The 15,591-nt window shown below is 71.4% G+C and carries 16 protein-coding genes; 11 read left to right on the top strand and 5 right to left on the bottom strand.

All coding sequences use genetic code 11. The features are described from left to right. Positions 1-5: 5 nt before the first annotated feature. Together ACU6WZ_RS26630 and ACU6WZ_RS26625 are read right to left on the bottom strand one after the other, a co-directional pair. Positions 6-377: a fic family toxin-antitoxin system, toxin component gene (locus ACU6WZ_RS26630; RefSeq protein ID WP_447030722.1), complete on the bottom strand. Its 372-nt coding sequence runs from the start codon at positions 375-377 to the stop codon at positions 6-8. Beyond that, positions 374-601: an antitoxin gene (locus ACU6WZ_RS26625; protein WP_447030721.1), complete on the bottom strand. Its 228-nt coding sequence runs from the start codon at positions 599-601 to the stop codon at positions 374-376. The genes ACU6WZ_RS26630 and ACU6WZ_RS26625 overlap by 4 nt, the downstream gene beginning before the upstream one ends. A 111-nt stretch (positions 602-712) precedes the next feature. Between ACU6WZ_RS26625 and ACU6WZ_RS26620 the strand changes: the two genes are divergently transcribed. The 6 genes from ACU6WZ_RS26620 (at position 713) to mug (ending at position 6,723) form a co-directional block, all read left to right on the top strand. Continuing rightward, positions 713-1,132, top strand: a complete 420-nt coding sequence (locus ACU6WZ_RS26620; protein ID WP_447034266.1) for a GNAT family N-acetyltransferase — start codon at positions 713-715, stop codon at positions 1,130-1,132. Between the two features lie 178 nt (positions 1,133-1,310). After that, complete coding sequence (locus ACU6WZ_RS26615) at positions 1,311-2,735, top strand: hemolysin family protein (RefSeq protein ID WP_447030720.1); 1,425 nt, start codon at positions 1,311-1,313, stop codon at positions 2,733-2,735. Then, positions 2,732-3,754, top strand: coding sequence for a hemolysin family protein (locus ACU6WZ_RS26610; protein WP_447030719.1), 1,023 nt, complete (start codon positions 2,732-2,734; stop codon positions 3,752-3,754). The genes ACU6WZ_RS26615 and ACU6WZ_RS26610 overlap by 4 nt, the downstream gene beginning before the upstream one ends. 18 nt (positions 3,755-3,772) lie before the next feature. Continuing rightward, a complete protein-coding gene (locus ACU6WZ_RS26605; RefSeq protein WP_447030718.1) occupies positions 3,773-4,564 on the top strand; it encodes an SGNH/GDSL hydrolase family protein in 792 nt (263 codons plus the stop codon). 121 nt (positions 4,565-4,685) lie between these two features. Next, the gene (gene purB, locus ACU6WZ_RS26600) at positions 4,686-6,128 is read left to right on the top strand and encodes an adenylosuccinate lyase (protein WP_447030717.1); all 1,443 of its coding nucleotides are present in this window, start codon (positions 4,686-4,688) and stop codon (positions 6,126-6,128) included. Positions 6,129-6,153: 25 nt separating this feature from the next. After that, a complete protein-coding gene (mug, locus tag ACU6WZ_RS26595; RefSeq protein ID WP_447030716.1) occupies positions 6,154-6,723 on the top strand; it encodes a G/U mismatch-specific DNA glycosylase in 570 nt (189 codons plus the stop codon). Between the two features lie 21 nt (positions 6,724-6,744). On the opposite strand, the gene ACU6WZ_RS26590 is transcribed toward mug, so the two are convergent. Continuing rightward, a complete protein-coding gene (locus ACU6WZ_RS26590) occupies positions 6,745-7,182 on the bottom strand; it encodes a hypothetical protein (protein WP_447030715.1) in 438 nt (145 codons plus the stop codon). A 175-nt stretch (positions 7,183-7,357) separates the two neighbouring features. Between ACU6WZ_RS26590 and ACU6WZ_RS26585 the strand changes: the two genes are divergently transcribed. Next, positions 7,358-8,515 carry an ROK family transcriptional regulator gene (locus ACU6WZ_RS26585; protein WP_447030714.1) on the top strand — a complete coding sequence of 386 codons (1,158 nt, stop codon included), beginning with the start codon at positions 7,358-7,360 and terminating at the stop codon, positions 8,513-8,515. Positions 8,516-8,565: 50 nt separating this feature from the next. On the opposite strand, the gene ACU6WZ_RS26580 is transcribed toward ACU6WZ_RS26585, so the two are convergent. Further along, on the bottom strand, positions 8,566-9,330 hold the full coding sequence (locus tag ACU6WZ_RS26580) for a GntR family transcriptional regulator (protein ID WP_447030713.1): 765 nt from the start codon (positions 9,328-9,330) through the stop codon (positions 8,566-8,568). Between the two features lie 359 nt (positions 9,331-9,689). On the opposite strand from ACU6WZ_RS26580, the gene ACU6WZ_RS26575 reads away from it, so the two are divergent. Then, a complete protein-coding gene (locus ACU6WZ_RS26575) occupies positions 9,690-10,520 on the top strand; it encodes an alpha/beta fold hydrolase (protein WP_447030712.1) in 831 nt (276 codons plus the stop codon). A 180-nt stretch (positions 10,521-10,700) separates the two neighbouring features. After that, the gene (locus ACU6WZ_RS26570; RefSeq protein WP_447034264.1) at positions 10,701-12,062 is read left to right on the top strand and encodes a GNAT family N-acetyltransferase; all 1,362 of its coding nucleotides are present in this window, start codon (positions 10,701-10,703) and stop codon (positions 12,060-12,062) included. On the opposite strand, the gene ACU6WZ_RS26565 is transcribed toward ACU6WZ_RS26570, so the two are convergent. Beyond that, entirely contained in the window at positions 11,992-13,191 is a 1,200-nt protein-coding gene (locus ACU6WZ_RS26565) for a trans-sulfuration enzyme family protein (protein ID WP_447030711.1), read from the bottom strand. The two genes, ACU6WZ_RS26570 and ACU6WZ_RS26565, sit on opposite strands and share 71 nt — an antisense overlap. 59 nt (positions 13,192-13,250) lie before the next feature. Between ACU6WZ_RS26565 and ACU6WZ_RS26560 the strand changes: the two genes are divergently transcribed. After that, positions 13,251-13,730, top strand: coding sequence for an Lrp/AsnC family transcriptional regulator (locus tag ACU6WZ_RS26560; protein WP_447030710.1), 480 nt, complete (start codon positions 13,251-13,253; stop codon positions 13,728-13,730). Between the two features lie 90 nt (positions 13,731-13,820). Then, positions 13,821-15,506 carry a DUF885 domain-containing protein gene (locus ACU6WZ_RS26555; RefSeq protein ID WP_447030709.1) on the top strand — a complete coding sequence of 562 codons (1,686 nt, stop codon included), beginning with the start codon at positions 13,821-13,823 and terminating at the stop codon, positions 15,504-15,506. Positions 15,507-15,591 lie beyond the last annotated feature (85 nt).

The following is a 15,591-nucleotide window of genomic DNA, read 5'->3' as shown; positions in this document are numbered from 1 at the left end:
GCTAATCAGAGGCTCCACTGACGCAGCTCTTCGGCGATCGCGTGCATCTCGGCCTTGCCGTCCTTGACCAGCTTCGCCAGGTCCCGCACCTGCTCGGGCGAGGTCACCACCTTGAGGCCGCTGGCGACGAGATAGCCGTACGCCACGGCCGAGGCGAACATCGCGTTGGACCGCTCCAGCGCCGGGACGTGCACCAGCAGCTGGAGCAGGGCGGCGGCGCGGGCGGGAGCGTCGGCGTAGACGGGAATGCCGAAGATCTCCGCCTCGTGCCGTGCCACGGCGGCGACGAGCGCGCCCCAGTCGATGACCTGGGGGTCACCGGGCGTCTTGCGTTCGGCGATCATGAGCAGCCAGGCAAGGTCGATCTTGAGGCTCAACGCTTTCCTTCACGCTCCGTGCCGAATTCCTCCGCGAACACCGATTCGTACTGCTTCATGAAGTCGGACGCGGCCTCGACGAAGGTACGCCCCACCTCCCCGGCGTCCTGTCTGACGAGCTCCTCGATGTAGCGGTTCACGCTCATGCCCCGCTGGAGGGCGCGCCTGCGGGCGGCCTCGGCGGTGGTCTCGTCCACGCGTACGTTCAGCTGCGTCTTGGCCACACCTCTACGCTAGCGCCGTATCACTAGCATCGGCAAGGCGACGTCCTCAACTCGGCTCACGGGCCCGGAAAACGTTCGCCACAGTGGTCCGGGCTCTGCTTGGCTCGCCCGATAAGTGATCTCCACATCCGCAGCGCCAACCTCTCAGACATCGACGCCGTGTTGCGGTTTTGGCGCGAAGCCGCAGAGGCAACGAGCATCAGCGACGACCACGACGGGGTGACCCGGCTCATATCACGAGACCCCGAAGCACTCCTTCTCGCAGAGCGCGACGGGCTTCTCGTCGGAACCGTCATAGCCGGTTTTGACGGTTGGCGATGCTCCGCCTACCGACTGGCCGTACACCCGGACTGCCGCAGGCAAGGTATCGCCACCGCCTTGACTCAAGCAGCGGAACAGCGATTCATCGCCCTGGGCGGGCGACGGGCCGACGCCATGGTCCTGGAAGCGAACGAAGAAGCGCACCACACATGGGCTACGGCTGGATACGGCCGTGAGGAAAACTGGCGGCGCTGGGTGAAACGGCTGTAGGCACGGGACGGAGTGGACTGACTCCCGCCACTTTCTCGTCCTCCTTTACCATGGGCGGATCCTTCTTCTCCCTGATCATCTGTGAAAGGTGTGAGCGTCCGCCCATGCGCGAGCCTCCCGCTAATCGACATCGCGCATCCCCGGCCTCCCTGCCCGATCACGAGGCAGAGGTGAACCGATGACCGAAGCACTTCTGCTGGCCGTCGCCGCGCTGCTCGCGCTGGCCTGCGGTGCCTTCGTCGCGGCGGAATTCTCGCTGACCACGATCGAGCGCGGCGACCTCGAACGGGCCGTCGAGCGGGGCGAGCGGGGTGCGTCGAGCGCCCTGAAGGCCGTACGCAGCCTCACTTTCCAGCTCTCCGGCGCCCAACTCGGCATCACCGCCACCAATCTGCTGGTCGGCATGCTCGCCGAGCCGTCTGTCGGCAAGCTGATCCGCGGGCCGATCGAGACGCTCGGGCTCTCCCCGGGGACGGCCTCGACGGCGGCTCTGGTCATCGGTACGGCCTTCTCCACCGTCGTCATGATGGTCGTCGGCGAACTGGTCCCCAAGAACTGGGCTATCTCCTCACCGCTGGCCGTGGCCAAGGTGGTCGCCACTCCCCAGCGGGCGTTCAGCACCGCCTTCCGCCCGCTGATCAGCCACCTCAACAACACGGCGAACCGCATCGTGCGGCGCTTCGGGATGGAACCGGCCGAGGAGCTGGCGTCCGCCCGCAGCCCGCAGGAACTGGTCGCGCTGGCACGCCACTCCGCGAAGGAGGGGGCATTGGAGGCCGACACGGCGGAGCTGTTCGTCCGCACGCTCAACCTGGCCGAGCTGAGCGCCGAGAACGTGATGACCCCGCGCGTCCAGGTCACCGCGCTCGACGTGCAGGCCACCGCCGAGGACGTCGCGAACGCCACACGCGCGACCGGCCTGTCGCGTTTTCCCGTCTACCGGGACAGCCTCGACTCGGTCGTGGGCATCGCCCACATCAAGGACGTTCTGACGGTGCCCGCGGACCGCAGGGCGTCGTACCCCGTCGCCTCGCTGCTGCGCGAGCCTCTTCTCGTACCGGAGTCGCTGACGGTGGACCGGCTGCTGGACCGGCTCTCGGCCAAGCGCACCATGGCGGTGGTCATCGACGAGTACGGCGGTACGGCGGGTGTCGTGACGCTGGAGGACATCGTCGAGGAGGTCGTCGGGGAGGTGCGCGACGAGCACGATCCGCACGAGACGCCGGACCTCGCCGCGGCCGGCGAGGACGCCGACGGACGCACGCTCTGGTCGGCGGACGGTGCCGCCAGGACGGACCAGCTGGAGCGGGTGGGCCTGCGGGTGCCCGACGGCCCGTACGAGACGCTGGCCGGCCTGGTCGCCAGCGAGCTGGGGCGCATTCCGGCCGTGGGTGACCGCATCGAACTGGCGGGCTGGCGGCTCGACGTGGTGGACGCGGCCGGCCGGCGCGCGGCGCGGGTGCTGCTGCACGCGCCGGCACCGGGGCACGTGGACGCCGGCAGTGACGGCGGCGAAGCCGCGGGCTCCCCGCGTACCTCTGTTGGTTCGGGTGGCTCAGGTAGTCCAGGCGGCTCAGGCGACAAGAAGGAGACCGGGCGATGATTGCGGTCCAACTGATCATCGGCCTGCTCACGCTGGTCGTCAACGCGTTCTTCGTCGGCGCGGAGTTCTCGCTGATCTCCGTACGCCGCAGCCAGATAGAGCCGGAGGCGGAGAAGGGGAACCGGCGGGCACATCGCGTTCTGTGGGGGCTCGAACACGTCTCGGCGCTGCTGGCGGCGGCTCAGCTGGGCATCACGCTGTGCACGCTGGTGCTCGGAGTGGTCGCCGAGCCGGCCATCGCGCATCTGCTGGAGCCGGTCTTCCACGCCGTGGGAGTGCCGGACGGGCTGACGCACCCGATCTCGTTCGTCATCGCGCTCGCCCTGGCGACGTACCTGCACATGCTCTTCGGCGAGATGGTGCCGAAGAACGTCGCGCTGGCCGAGCCGGTCCGGATCGCACTGATGCTCGGGCCGCCGCTGGTGGGGCTGGCACGTGCGCTGCGCCCGGTGATCTTCGCGATCAACGCAACAGCCAACGCAGTGCTCAAGCTGCTGCGGGTGGAGCCGAAGGACGAGGTGTCCGCGACGTTCACGGACGACGAACTGGCGCGGCTCGTCACGGACGCAGGCGACGCGGGTCTGCTCGACGACCGCGCGGCCGAGCGGCTGCACGACGCCCTGGAGCTGGGCCGCCGCCCGGTGCAGGACGTCGTGATGCCGGTGGAGCGCGTGGTGTACGCCCAGGTGTGGACCACTCCGGAGGACCTGGAGGCGCTGTCGGCCGAGTGGGGGTTCTCCCGTTTCCCGGTGCTCGAAGGCCTGCGGATCCTCGGGTATCTGCATGTGAAGGACGCGCTGGACGCGGAACCGCGCGATGTGCCGTTCCCGGTGTCCGCGCTGCGGCCGATCGCCCGGGTGCGGGCGGCGGCGCCGCTCGACGACGTACTGACGGCGATGCGACGCAGCCGGACGCATCTGGCGGCGGTGCTGGACGAGGACGGGAACCCTGCGGGTCTCGTCACCATGGAGGACGTGCTGCGCGAACTGGTGGGCCGGCCGGAACAGAAGCAGCCGTAGGGCTACCATCGCTTCGCCATGAAAATGAATGCCACCTACACCAGTTTTGTCGCGTTGGGCGACTCGTTCACCGAGGGAATGTCGGACGCGCTGCCAGACGGCTCGTACCGCGGCTGGGCCGATCTGCTCGCGGCCCGGCTCGCGGCGGGCACGCCCGGGTTCCAGTACGCGAATCTCGCCGTGCGCGGAAAGCTCATCGGCCAGATAGTCGCCGAGCAGGTCGATGTAACGGTCGCCATGCGCGCGGACGTCGTGACGCTGGTGGGCGGGCTCAACGACGCGCTGCGTCCCAAGGTCGACATGGGCAGGGTGTGCGGCCTGCTGGAGGAGGCGGTCGGGAAGCTGACGCCGTCCTGCAGGCAGCTTGTCCTGATGCGCAGTCCCGGCCGCAACGGCCCGGTGATGGAGCGCTTCCGGCCGCGCATGGAGCAGCTCTTCGAGTTCATCGACGGGCTGGCCGCGCGGCATGGCGCCCTCGTCGTCGACCTGTACGGCAGCCCGGTGCTCGGCGACCCCCGGATGTGGCATGTCGACCGGCTGCATCTGACGGCCGAGGGACACCGCCGGGTCGCGGAGGCGGTGTGGCAGGCGCTGGGTCAGGCCGCCGAGGACGACTGGCGGTCGCCGCTGGCGCCGGGCGAGCAGCCGGGCTGGGTGGCGCGGCGCGGGAGTGACCTGAGGTTCGCGCGCGAGCATCTGGTGCCGTGGATCGGGCGCCGCGTCACGGGGCGGTCCTCGGGGGACGGGCGGCCGGCCAAGCGCCCCGAGCTGCGGCCGTACGGGAGCGGGACGGGCCCCGAGTTGCCGTAGGGGCCTTACGGGCCGCAGGGGGACGTTTGGGCCGCAGCGACCCGTGGGCCGTACGTCTCGTAGCAATCCACAAGGGGCCCGCGGCGCCGGCCTGCACGAACCGCCAGTAGAATCCGGTCACGTGACTGCTGCTCCCGCGAAGCCCCGCATCCCCAATGTCCTGGCCGGCCGCTATGCCTCCGCGCACCTGGCCGTCCTGTGGTCCCCCGAGCAGAAGGTGAAGCTGGAGCGTCAGCTGTGGCTCGCCGTACTGCGGGCGCAGCAGGATCTCGGCGTCGAGGTGCCCGCCGGGGCCGTCGCCGACTACGAGCGGGTGCTCGACGAGGTCGACCTCGCGTCGATCGCGGAGCGCGAGAAGGTCACGCGCCACGACGTGAAGGCGCGCATCGAGGAATTCAACGCCCTCGCCGGCCACGAGCAGGTCCACAAGGGCATGACCTCCCGTGACCTCACGGAGAACGTCGAGCAGCTCCAGATCCGGCTGTCGCTGGAACTGATGCGCGATCGTACGGTCGCCGTCCTGGCCCGGCTCGGCAGGCTGTCCGGGGAGTACGCGGAGCTCGTCATGGCGGGCCGCTCGCACAACGTCGCCGCCCAGGCCACGACGCTCGGCAAGCGCTTCGCGACCGCGGCCGACGAACTGCTGGTGGCTTACGGGCGCCTGGAGGAACTGCTCGGCCGCTACCCGCTGCGCGGGATCAAGGGCCCGGTCGGCACCGCGCAGGACATGCTGGACCTGCTGGGCGGGGACGCGGGCAAGCTGGCGGACCTGGAGCAGCGGATCGCCGGCCACCTCGGCTTCTCGCAGGCCCTCACCTCCGTCGGCCAGGTGTATCCGCGTTCGCTGGACTACGAGGTCGTCACGGCGCTGGTGCAGCTCGCCGGCGCGCCGTCGTCGGTCGCGAAGACGGTGCGTCTGATGGCCGGGCACGAGCTGGTGACGGAGGGATTCAAGCCCGGCCAGGTCGGTTCGTCGGCGATGCCGCACAAGATGAACACCCGCTCCTGCGAGCGCGTGAACGGCCTCATGGTGATCCTGCGCGGTTACGCCTCGATGACGGGCGAGCTGGCGGGCGACCAGTGGAACGAGGGCGACGTGTCCTGCTCGGTGGTGCGCCGCGTAGCGCTGCCGGACGCGTTCTTCGCCTTCGACGGTCTGCTGGAGACCTTCATGACGGTGCTCGACGAATTCGGCGCCTTCCCGGCGGTCGTGGCCCGCGAGCTGGACCGCTACCTGCCGTTCCTCGCGACTACGAAGGTCCTCATGGCTTCGGTACGGGCAGGGGTCGGCCGGGAGGTGGCCCACGAGGCGATCAAGGAGAACGCCGTCGCCTGCGCGCTGGCCATGCGCGAGCAGGGCGCCGAGCGCAACGAGCTGCTGGACAGGCTGGCCGCCGACGAGCGCATCCCGCTGGACCGGGCGCAACTGGACCAGCTGATGGCCGACAAGCTGTCCTTCACGGGGGCGGCGGCGGCCCAGGTGGGCGCGGTGGTCTCCCGCATCGAGGAGATCGCCAAGCAGCACCCCGACGCCGCCGGATACGTACCCGGATCGATCCTCTGACCCGCCCGTCGGCTGTCCGCACCGCATGACCCCCGAAGATCTCCTGGCCGCCCGCGACCGCCTCGTTCCCGATGTGGTCGCGGGTGGTCTGCGCGTGCTGTTCTGCGGCATCAATCCGGGGCTGATGTCGGCCGCGACGGGCCACCACTTCGCCCGGCCCGGCAACCGCTTCTGGCCGGTGCTGCACCGGTCGGGCTTCACCCCGAGGCAGTTGCGGCCGGCGGAGCAGGACCTGCTGCTGTCCTTCGGTCTCGGCATCACCAACGTCGTCGCGCGGGCCAGCGCGCGGGCCGACGAGATCAGTGACGAGGAGTTCCGTGCGGGCGGGCAGCTCCTGACGGCGAAGGTGGAAAGGCTGCGGCCGCAGTGGCTCGCGGTCGTCGGCATCACCGCGTACCGCACCGCCTTCGGCGAGCGCAAGGCAGTCGTCGGGCGGCAGGAGCGGACGATCGGCGGGACGCGCGTCTGGGCGCTGCCCAACCCGAGCGGGCTCAACGCCCACTGGACCACGCAGACCATGGCCGAGGAGTACGCCGCGCTGCGCACAGCGGCGCAGGGCGGCCGCCCCGGGCCGGTGCCCCCGGCCGGGCACTGACCGGGCAGGCCGTGGCGACCGTCAGGGCGGGTCGACCTCCGTGACGACGGCCAAGAGCTCGTACGAAGGACCGTCCTCCTCCAGCGCCAGGGCCACGGCTATCCATCTCCCGTCGGCACGCCACAGGTGCAGGCACTCGAACGCGGCGCTCAACTCGTCCCACGGCGCCGGTATCTCCTCGCCCCGGAGGCGGCGCTCCAGCACACTCCACAGGTCGAAGACCTGCGGCTCACCCCACTGCGCGCCGAGCACGGCCAGCAGCGCGTCGTGCTCGGCCACACACTGCCCGCGCAGGTCCAGGCGCCGTGCGGCGTCCTGGTCTTCCGTCGCGGCGGCCGGGCCCAGCTCCACCGTGTGATATCCGGGGCCGCTGAAGCTCGCGTCCGATCTGCGGCGCTCGGCCGGGAATCGCCGGGCACGCAGCAGGTCGATCAACGAGAGATGCCGTGCGGTGCTCATGACTTCAGTAAACCTCCCCCTACTGACAGTTGGCTGGCCGTCAGGTGCCTGGACGGGTGCGGAGCGGGCCCGCCGGCACGGGCAGGGTCCCCCGAGCGTGGCCGGGGGCGAATGGCTGGGCCTCTGGCGTGCGAGTACGATCCGGCACACGCACGACGAACTGGGAGGACACACCGTGGGGCGGTTGACCGGCGGGGATCCCTCTTTGCTGCGGCGGATCAATTCGGCCGTCGTCCTGCACGCCCTGCGGGGTGCCGATTCCGCCACCCTCACGGACCTGACCCGTGTCACGGGCCTCTCCCGTCCGACGGTCGAAGGCGTCGTCGACGGCCTGATGGAGACCGGGCTCGTCGTCGAGGCGCCGCCGGAGGACAGCGAAGCGCGCCGGCAGGGACGGCCGGCCCGGCGGTTCCGCTTCCGGGTCGAGGCGGGGCATCTGATGGGCGTCGAGATCGGGCCGCACCGTGTCGCCGCTCTGCTGTCGGGACTCGACGGCCGGGTCGTCGGCGCGGGCTCCCGTGAGGTGGCGGAGACGGCGTCGGCCGACGAGCGGCTCGACCGGGTACGTGCCGTGGTCGCCGACGTGCTGCGCAGGGCGGGCGTGCCCCGCAGTTCGCTGCGCGCCGTCGGTGTCGGTGCGCCGGGCATCGTGGAGGCCGACGGGACCGTGCGGCTGGGCACCGCCCTCCCCGACTGGACCGGGCTGGCGCTCGGCGAGCGGCTCCGCCGCTCTTTCCGCTGCCCGGTGCTGGTGGAGAACGACGCCAACGCCGCCGCGGTGGCCGAGCACTGGAAGGGCGCCGCGGTCGACTCGGACGACATCGTGTTCGTGCTCGTCGGGCTCAGCCCCGGCGCGGGTTCACTGATCGGCGGGCGGCTGCACCGCGGCTTCGGAGGCGCGGCGGGCGAGATCGGGGCGCTGCACCTGCTGGGCCGGGAGGTCACGCCCGAGAAGCTGCTGTCGACTACCGACGAACCTGTCCACCCGCTGGACGAGCAGGCGGTGGCGACGGTCTTCCGCCGCGCCAGGCAGGGCGACGCGGGGGCGAAGGAGGCCGTCGAGCGGTTCATCCAGCGCCTGGTGCACGATGTGGCGGCGCTGGCACTGGCGCTCGATCCGGAACTCGTGGTCATCGGGGGGTGGGCGGCGGGAATCGACGGCGTACTGGAGCCATTGCGCGGCGAGTTGGCGCGCTACTGCCTGCGGCCGCCAAAGGTGGCGCTGTCGCTGCTGGGCGAGGCAGCGGTGGCTACCGGTGCGCTGCGTCTGGCCCTCGACCACGTCGAGGAGCAACTGTTCGCCGTTGAGGGAACGGTGACGGCCCGCCGCTGAGCGCGACGGGCCGTGGCGGGGGGCCGGAGGCCGTGGCGGGGGGGGCGGAGTCAGGACGCCCTGCGCTCCTCGGCGTGGTCGTCGATCTCCACGTCGCCCGAGTCTCCGAAGGTCAGCCGGCAGGTGTCCGCACGGTAGGTGGCCACCGAGACCGCGGCGGTCCTGCCGGCGGCGAAATAGCGCGTGGTGACGACGAGGACCGGGGCGCCCGGCAGCCGGTCGAGTTCCTTGGCGTCGTCGGCGCGGGCCGAGCCGAGCTCGACGGCGCGGTCCTGGCCGTCCATGTCGAGCCGCTGCAGCTCCCGCAGCACGCCGCGCGCCCGGGTGGCGCCGGAGGGCGCCTGGATGGCGGCGAGTTCCGGTACGGACACGGCCGGGACATAGAGCGACTCGGCCGCCACCGACTGGCCGTGGGAGACCCGGATACGGCGCACCGTGTGCACTTCGTCCTCGGATCCGCGGTCCAGCATGCGAGCCACGGCGGCCGGCGGAGCGGCGCTCGCACAGTCGACGGGCTGCCACGCGTCGCCGGTCGCGCCGGGCCAGCCGTACTGCGAGGTGCCGACGTCGACGCCCACGCGCGGCGGGGCGACGGTCGTTCCGACACCTCGGCGGCGCTGCAACCGGCCTTCCAGCCCCAGTTGTTCGAGCGCCTGACGGAGCGTGGCGCGGGCCACGCCGAAGCGGGCGGCCAGCTCACGTTCGTTGGGCAGGATCTCACCGACCGCGAAGTCGGAGTCGAGCGCCTCGCTGAGCACGGTCTTGAGGTGCCAGTACTTGGGCTCCGGCACCGTTTCGAGCTGCGTGGTCCCCACCCTGATCCTCCCCAATCGGCCAGTCCGTATCGGCCAGTCCCCGGCGAGTTTCCGCGCCCTTGTTTATTAAAGGTTCCTGCACTAACCCTGCGACCATAAGTCCGCACTCACCCTTGGTCAAGACCAATCGGCGGACGAAGGGCAGCAGTGGACGAACACGTCGGCCAGGCGATCGCCTGGCCGGGATTCGGCAGTCCCCTCTCCATCCCAGCCCACACACGGGTGCGTGACGGAACACGCCCGGAACACGCCCCGGAAGACGACCGGTCTCTTGAACTCGTCGCTACTGGACGGTAATTGTTGCTGACGCGGTGTCTTACGCGGCGTTCGGCGCCGCGGCGACGACAGGGAGCAGCAGTATGGCCGAGACGGTCTCCTTTACCATCGATTCCCCCAGGGGCAGCCACCCGCTCCGCGTCGCCTACGAACGGGCGGGCGCCGGCGAGCCGCTGCTGCTCCTGCACGGCATAGGTCATCACTGGCAGGCATGGGAGCCGGTGATGTCCGCGCTGGCCTCCGAGCGCGAGGTGTTCGCCGTCGACCTGCCCGGTTTCGGCGAGTCCACCCCGCTGCCCGCCGGCTTCGCCTATGACCTGTCGACGGTTGTTCCGGTGCTCGGTTCGCTCTGCGCGGCGCTCGGCATCGAGCGGCCGCATGTGGCGGGCAACTCGCTGGGGGGTCTGCTCGCCCTGGAGTTGGGCCGCCAGGGGCTCGTACGGTCGGTGACGGCCCTGTCGCCGGCCGGTTTCTGGACGCGGGGCGAGCGGCGCTACGCTTTCACCGCGCTGCGCGGAATGCGGCTCGGGGCGCAGCGGCTGCCACTGCCGGCCGTGGAACGCATGGCTCGCAGCGCGGCGGGGCGGGCCGCCCTCACCAGCACTATCTACGCGCGGCCGGGGTGGCGTTCGCCGGATGCCGTGGTCGCGGAAACCCTGGCGCTGCGTGCGGCGACCGGTTTCGCCGACACGCTCGCGGCCGGGCTCGACGTGCGGTTCACCGACGACGTACCCGGCCTTCCCGTCACCGTCGCGTGGGGCAGCCGCGACCGGCTGCTGCCGCGCCGTCAGGGTGTCCGGGCCAAGCAGGCGATCCCGGGCGCCCGGCTGGTACGGCTGCCCGGCTGTGGGCACGTTCCGATGAACGACGATCCGGCGCTGGTGGCCCGCGTCATCCTCGACACCGGCCGCTGAGGTTCGCCTCACGATCTGGCCGAAAACGGTTGCTAAGCACCAGAAGCACGCTTAACCCATCAGTCACAAGACGTTCGTGATCACGCAACACCGGACGGTCACAGTGGTGCCATGACCGACTTGACTGAAGTGGCCGTCCAGCCCGACCAGCTCACGACAACGCCTGCGGTGCGCCCGGCGATGTCCCGCCGCACCCATCACTGGCGGCGCGATCTCGTCGAGCTCGCCGCGCTCTTCACGGCGGTGGCCGTAGCCGACGCCATCGCGAACACGATCGCGCACGGTCCCGACGGACCGTACCTCCTGGTGGCCTCGGCCGTGGTCCTGACCGCCACGGCCGTGTTCCACACCTGGTGGGCTCGCAGGCACAGTCATGCGCCGCCCCCGGCAGCCCCCGGTACGGCCGTCGGGTTCGGCGGGGCCGGTGAGAGGCCCGGCGAGTCCGGGACCGCGCTGTGGCGGATGCGTACCACCGTCAAGGACGCACCGGGCAGCCTGGCGCTCGTGTGCACAGCCCTGGCCCGCAGCCGTGTCGATATCCTCACCCTGCAGACGCACCCGCTCGCCGAAGGCACCGTCGACGAACTCCTGCTGCGCGCCCCCGTCACCCTTGAGGCGGCCGAGCTCAGCCGGGCGATCTCCGCGGCCGGCGGCAGCGACACCTGGCTGGAGCGGGCCGACGCCCATGATCTGGTCGACGCCCCCACCCGCGTGCTGGGCCTCGCCACCCGCACCGCCCTCGACGCCGCCGAGCTGCCGCTGGCCCTTCGCCAGCTGCTCGGCCGCTGCTCGATCCACTCGCTGCCGGCCACCTCGCTGACCGGGCGGCCCACCGGCGAGAGCGCGCCGGTCGAAGGGGTGCTCGACGGGACCGTGATGAAGCTGCGCGATCCGTCCGGCGGCGCTATCACCATCGAGCGCGCCTATCTCCCCTTCACCCCCACCGAGTTCGCGCGCGCCCGCGCCCTGGTGGAGCTCGACGCCCGCCTCGGCCCTCGCATCCCCCGCAGTCGGGACGTCCTGACGCTTCCCGAGGGCAACGAGATCAGCGTCCGCAGGGCCGGACTCGACGACCTCGAAGCCGCCCGTGCCATGCACGACCGGTGCGGCGACCGCACGCTGAGCCTGCGCTACCACGGCCCGGTCGGGGACGCCGACCGCTACCTCGGCCACCTGCTCAGCCCGCGCTTCGGCCGCACCCTCGCCGTCCAGACCGCGTCCGGCCGGCTCGTCGCCCTCGGCCACCTGCTGTGGGACGGCGACGAGACGGAGGTGGCGCTGCTGGTCGAGGACGCGTGGCAGCGCCGCGGCATCGGCTCCGAGCTGCTGGGGCGCCTGGTGGCGCTCGCCGTCGAGGCGGGCTGCGAGAGCGTCTACGCCGTCACCCAGTCGTCCAACACCGCCATGGTCGCCGCCATGCGCGGCCTCGGGCTGCCCCTCGACTACCAGATCGAGGAGGGCACCCTGGTGGTCACCGCGCGGCTGGCTGCGCGGGCCGATCGGCCGAGTCCCGCACCGGTCGGCCGTTCCCCGCAGCACTGAGGGCCTCGCACAGGTCCCGCCACAGGTCCTCGACGTCCTCCAGGCCGACCGACATCCGCAGCAGCCGGTCGCTGACGCCGGACGAGCGCCGGTCGCCCTCGGCCACGATGCGGTGGCTGATGGAGGCGGGGTGCTGGATGAGCGAGTCCACGCTGCCGAGGCTGACGGCAGGCGTGATCAGCCGTACGCTCCCGATCACCGCGTGCGGATCGCCGTACACCTCGAAGGCGACCATCGCGCCGCCCAGCTTCGGGTAGTGCACCCGCGCGACCCGCGGGTCGGCGGTCAGCCGGCGCGCCAGGTCGGCGGCTGTCGCCGATGCCGCGCGCATCCGTACGGGCAGCGTGGACAGCCCGCGCAGCAGCAGATATCCGGCCAGCGGATGCAGTACGCCGCCGGTCGCGAAGCGCACCTGGCGCAGCCGGCGGGCGAAGTCCTCCTCGCATGCCACCACCCCGCCGAGTACGTCGCCGTGGCCGCCGAGGTACTTGGTCGCACTGTGCAGCACGATGCGCGCGCCGTGCTCCAGCGGGCGCTGCAGGACGGGCGTCGCGAAGGTGTTGTCGACTAGCAGCGGCACCGACCCGCAGGCGTGTGCGACCGCCCTGATGTCGATCTCGGCGAGCGTCGGGTTGGCGGGGGTCTCGACCATCACGAGCCCGGTGTCGGGGCGGATCGCCTCGGCGATGCCGGCCGGGTCGACCCAGGTCACTTCGGTGCCGAGCAGCCCGGCGTTCAGCAGGTGGTCGCTGCATCCGTAGAGCGGCCGTACGGCGACCACGTGGCGCAGACCCATGCTCGCCCGCACGAGAAGCACCGCGGTGAGCGCCGCCATGCCGCTGGCGAACGCGACCGCGCTCTCGGCGCCTTCCAGCCGGGCCAGGGCGTTCTCGAACCGGGCGTTGGTCGGGTTGTCCAGCCGCGAGTAGACCGGCGGGCCCTCGGGCTGTGCGCCGGTGGCGGCGAAAGCGTCGATTCTGGCCGCCTCCCCCCGGCTGTCGTACGACGGGTAGGTGGTCGACAGGTCGAGGGGCACGGCGTGCAGTCCCAGCTCCGCGAGGTCTTCACGGCCGGCGTGGACGGCTTCGGTGGCCAGGGCCCGGGGGGTGGTCGGGGCGTCGGTGTTCATGACAGGACTCTGAACAACTACCGGGAAGTAGTGACGAACGCCCGTGCTACGTTCGGGCCATGGCCGAATCTGTCGTACTCGACCCGGTCGATCTGCACATATTGCGCCTCCTGCAGAACGACGCGCGGACCACCTACCGCGATCTGGCCGCCGAGGTCGGGGTCGCGCCGTCGACCTGCCTGGACCGGGTGACGCGGCTGCGGCGTTCCGGCGTGATCCTCGGCCATCAGCTGCGGCTCGATCCGGCCAAGCTCGGCCGCGGTCTGGAAGCTCTGCTGTCGGTGCAGGTCCGCCCGCACCGGAGGGAACTGATCGGGCCGTTCGTGGAGCGCATCAGGGGGCTGCCGGAGTCCCGCGCGCTGTTCCACCTGACGGGGCCCGACGACTACCTCGTCCATGTGGCGGTCACGGACACGGCGGACCTGCAGCGGCTGGTACTGGACGAGTTCACGTCGCAGCGCGAGATCGCCCGGGTCGAGACCCGGCTGGTCTTCCAGGCCTGGGACTGCGGACCGCTGCTGCCGCCGGCGGGGCGCTGAACCCCGGCAACCGGCCACGCACGCGGGCCGTCAGGCCGCCGGACCGCGACGATAGTGACGCGGAGCCCTCCGTCGTACGAGGATGTCGGCATGTCAGACATGACGAGCAGCCCGCTCCCCCGCCAGGTCGCCGACGCGTACGTCGACGCACTCATCGCCCTCGACCCGATCACCGGCACGTACTTGGGGGTCAAGGAGAGTTCCCGTTCCCTGCCGGACTTCTCCCCCGCGGGCCAGGAGGCACTCGCCGAGCTTGCCCGCGCGACCCTCGCCCAGCTGGACCGGGCGGAAGGCGAGCCCGGTGCGGACAGCGACGTCGAACGGCGCTGCGGGCGGCTGCTGCGCGAGCGGCTGACCGCCGAACTCGCGGTGCACGAAGCGGGAGAGGCACTGCGCACGGTCAGCAACATCCACTCCCCCGCGCACAGCATCCGGGGCGTCTTCACGGTGACGCCGACCGACACCGACGAGGACTGGGCCGCCGTCACCGAGCGGCTGCGCGCCGTGCCGGATGCCTTCGAGGGCTACCGGGCGTCGCTCGCGCTCGGTCTGGAGCGGGGGCTGCTGGGCGGGCCGCGTGCCACCGAGACGTTCACCGGTCAGCTGGCCGAGTGGGCGGGCGAGGGACGCGGCTGGTTCGAGGAGTTCGCGGCTGCCGGGCCCGACGCGCTGCGCACCGAGCTGGACGAGGCGGCGCGCGGCGCCACCGAGGCCGTGGCCGCGCTGCGCGACTGGATGCGGGAGGTCTACGGACCGGCTGTGAAGGGCGCCTCCGACACGGTGGGCCGGGAGCGGTACGCCTGCTGGTCGCGCTATTTCAACGGCACCGACCTCGATCTCGACGAGGCGTACGCGTACGGCTGGTCGGAGTACCACCGCCTGCTCGGCGAGATGAAGACCGAGGCCGAGCGGATCCTGCCCGGCGCGGCCACCCCGTGGGAGGCGCTGTCCTGGCTCGACGAGCACGGCACCCACATCGAGGGCGCCGAAGCGGCCCGGGTGTGGCTGCAGGGCCTGATGGACGAGGCGATCGAGGCTCTGGACGGTACGCACTTCGAGCTCGCCGAGCGGGTACGGAAGGTCGAGTCCCGCATCGCGCCCCCCGGTGGCGCGGCCGCGCCGTACTACACCACCCCGTCGGAGGACTTCTCACGCCCCGGCATCACCTGGCTGCCGACGATGGGCGAGACCCGTTTCCCGGTGTACGACCTGACGTCGACCTGGTATCACGAGGGCGTTCCGGGGCACCACTTGCAGCTCGCGCAGTGGGTGCATGTCGCGGACCGGCTCTCCCGCTACCAGGCTTCGGTCGGCATGGTAAGCGCCAACGCCGAGGGCTGGGCACTGTACGCGGAGCGGCTGATGGACGAGCTGGGCTTCCTCGGCGACCCGGAGCGCAGGATCGGCTACCTGGACGCGCAGATGATGCGCTCCGCACGTGTGATCGTCGACATCGGCATGCACCTGGAGCTGGAGATCCCGGCTGACTCGCCGTTCCACCCGGGCGAGCGCTGGACCCCTGAGCTGGCGCAGGAATTCTTCGGGATGCACAGCGGCCGGCCCGCCGACTTCGTGGAGAGCGAGCTGGTCCGTTATCTGTCGATGCCCGGCCAGGCGATCGGCTACAAGCTGGGCGAGCGGGCATGGCTGCTGGGCCGCGAGAACGCCCGCACGGCCCACGGCGACGGCTTCGACGCGAAGGCGTGGCACATGGCGGCGCTGTCACAGGGGTCGCTCGGCCTGGACGACCTGGTGGACGAGCTGTCGAAGCTCTGAGAGGGCGAACGTCCTCTGAGAGGTCGCCTCTGGGGGCGGGGCCGTCAGCCGCGCCGGAATCCGCCCCTGCGTGGCGTGGGGCTGG

The sequence above is a fragment of the Streptomyces hypolithicus genome (genome assembly GCF_052934925.1).
The sequence above is the reverse complement of the archived record's forward strand: the minus strand, read 5'-3'. Positions and strand labels throughout refer to the sequence as shown.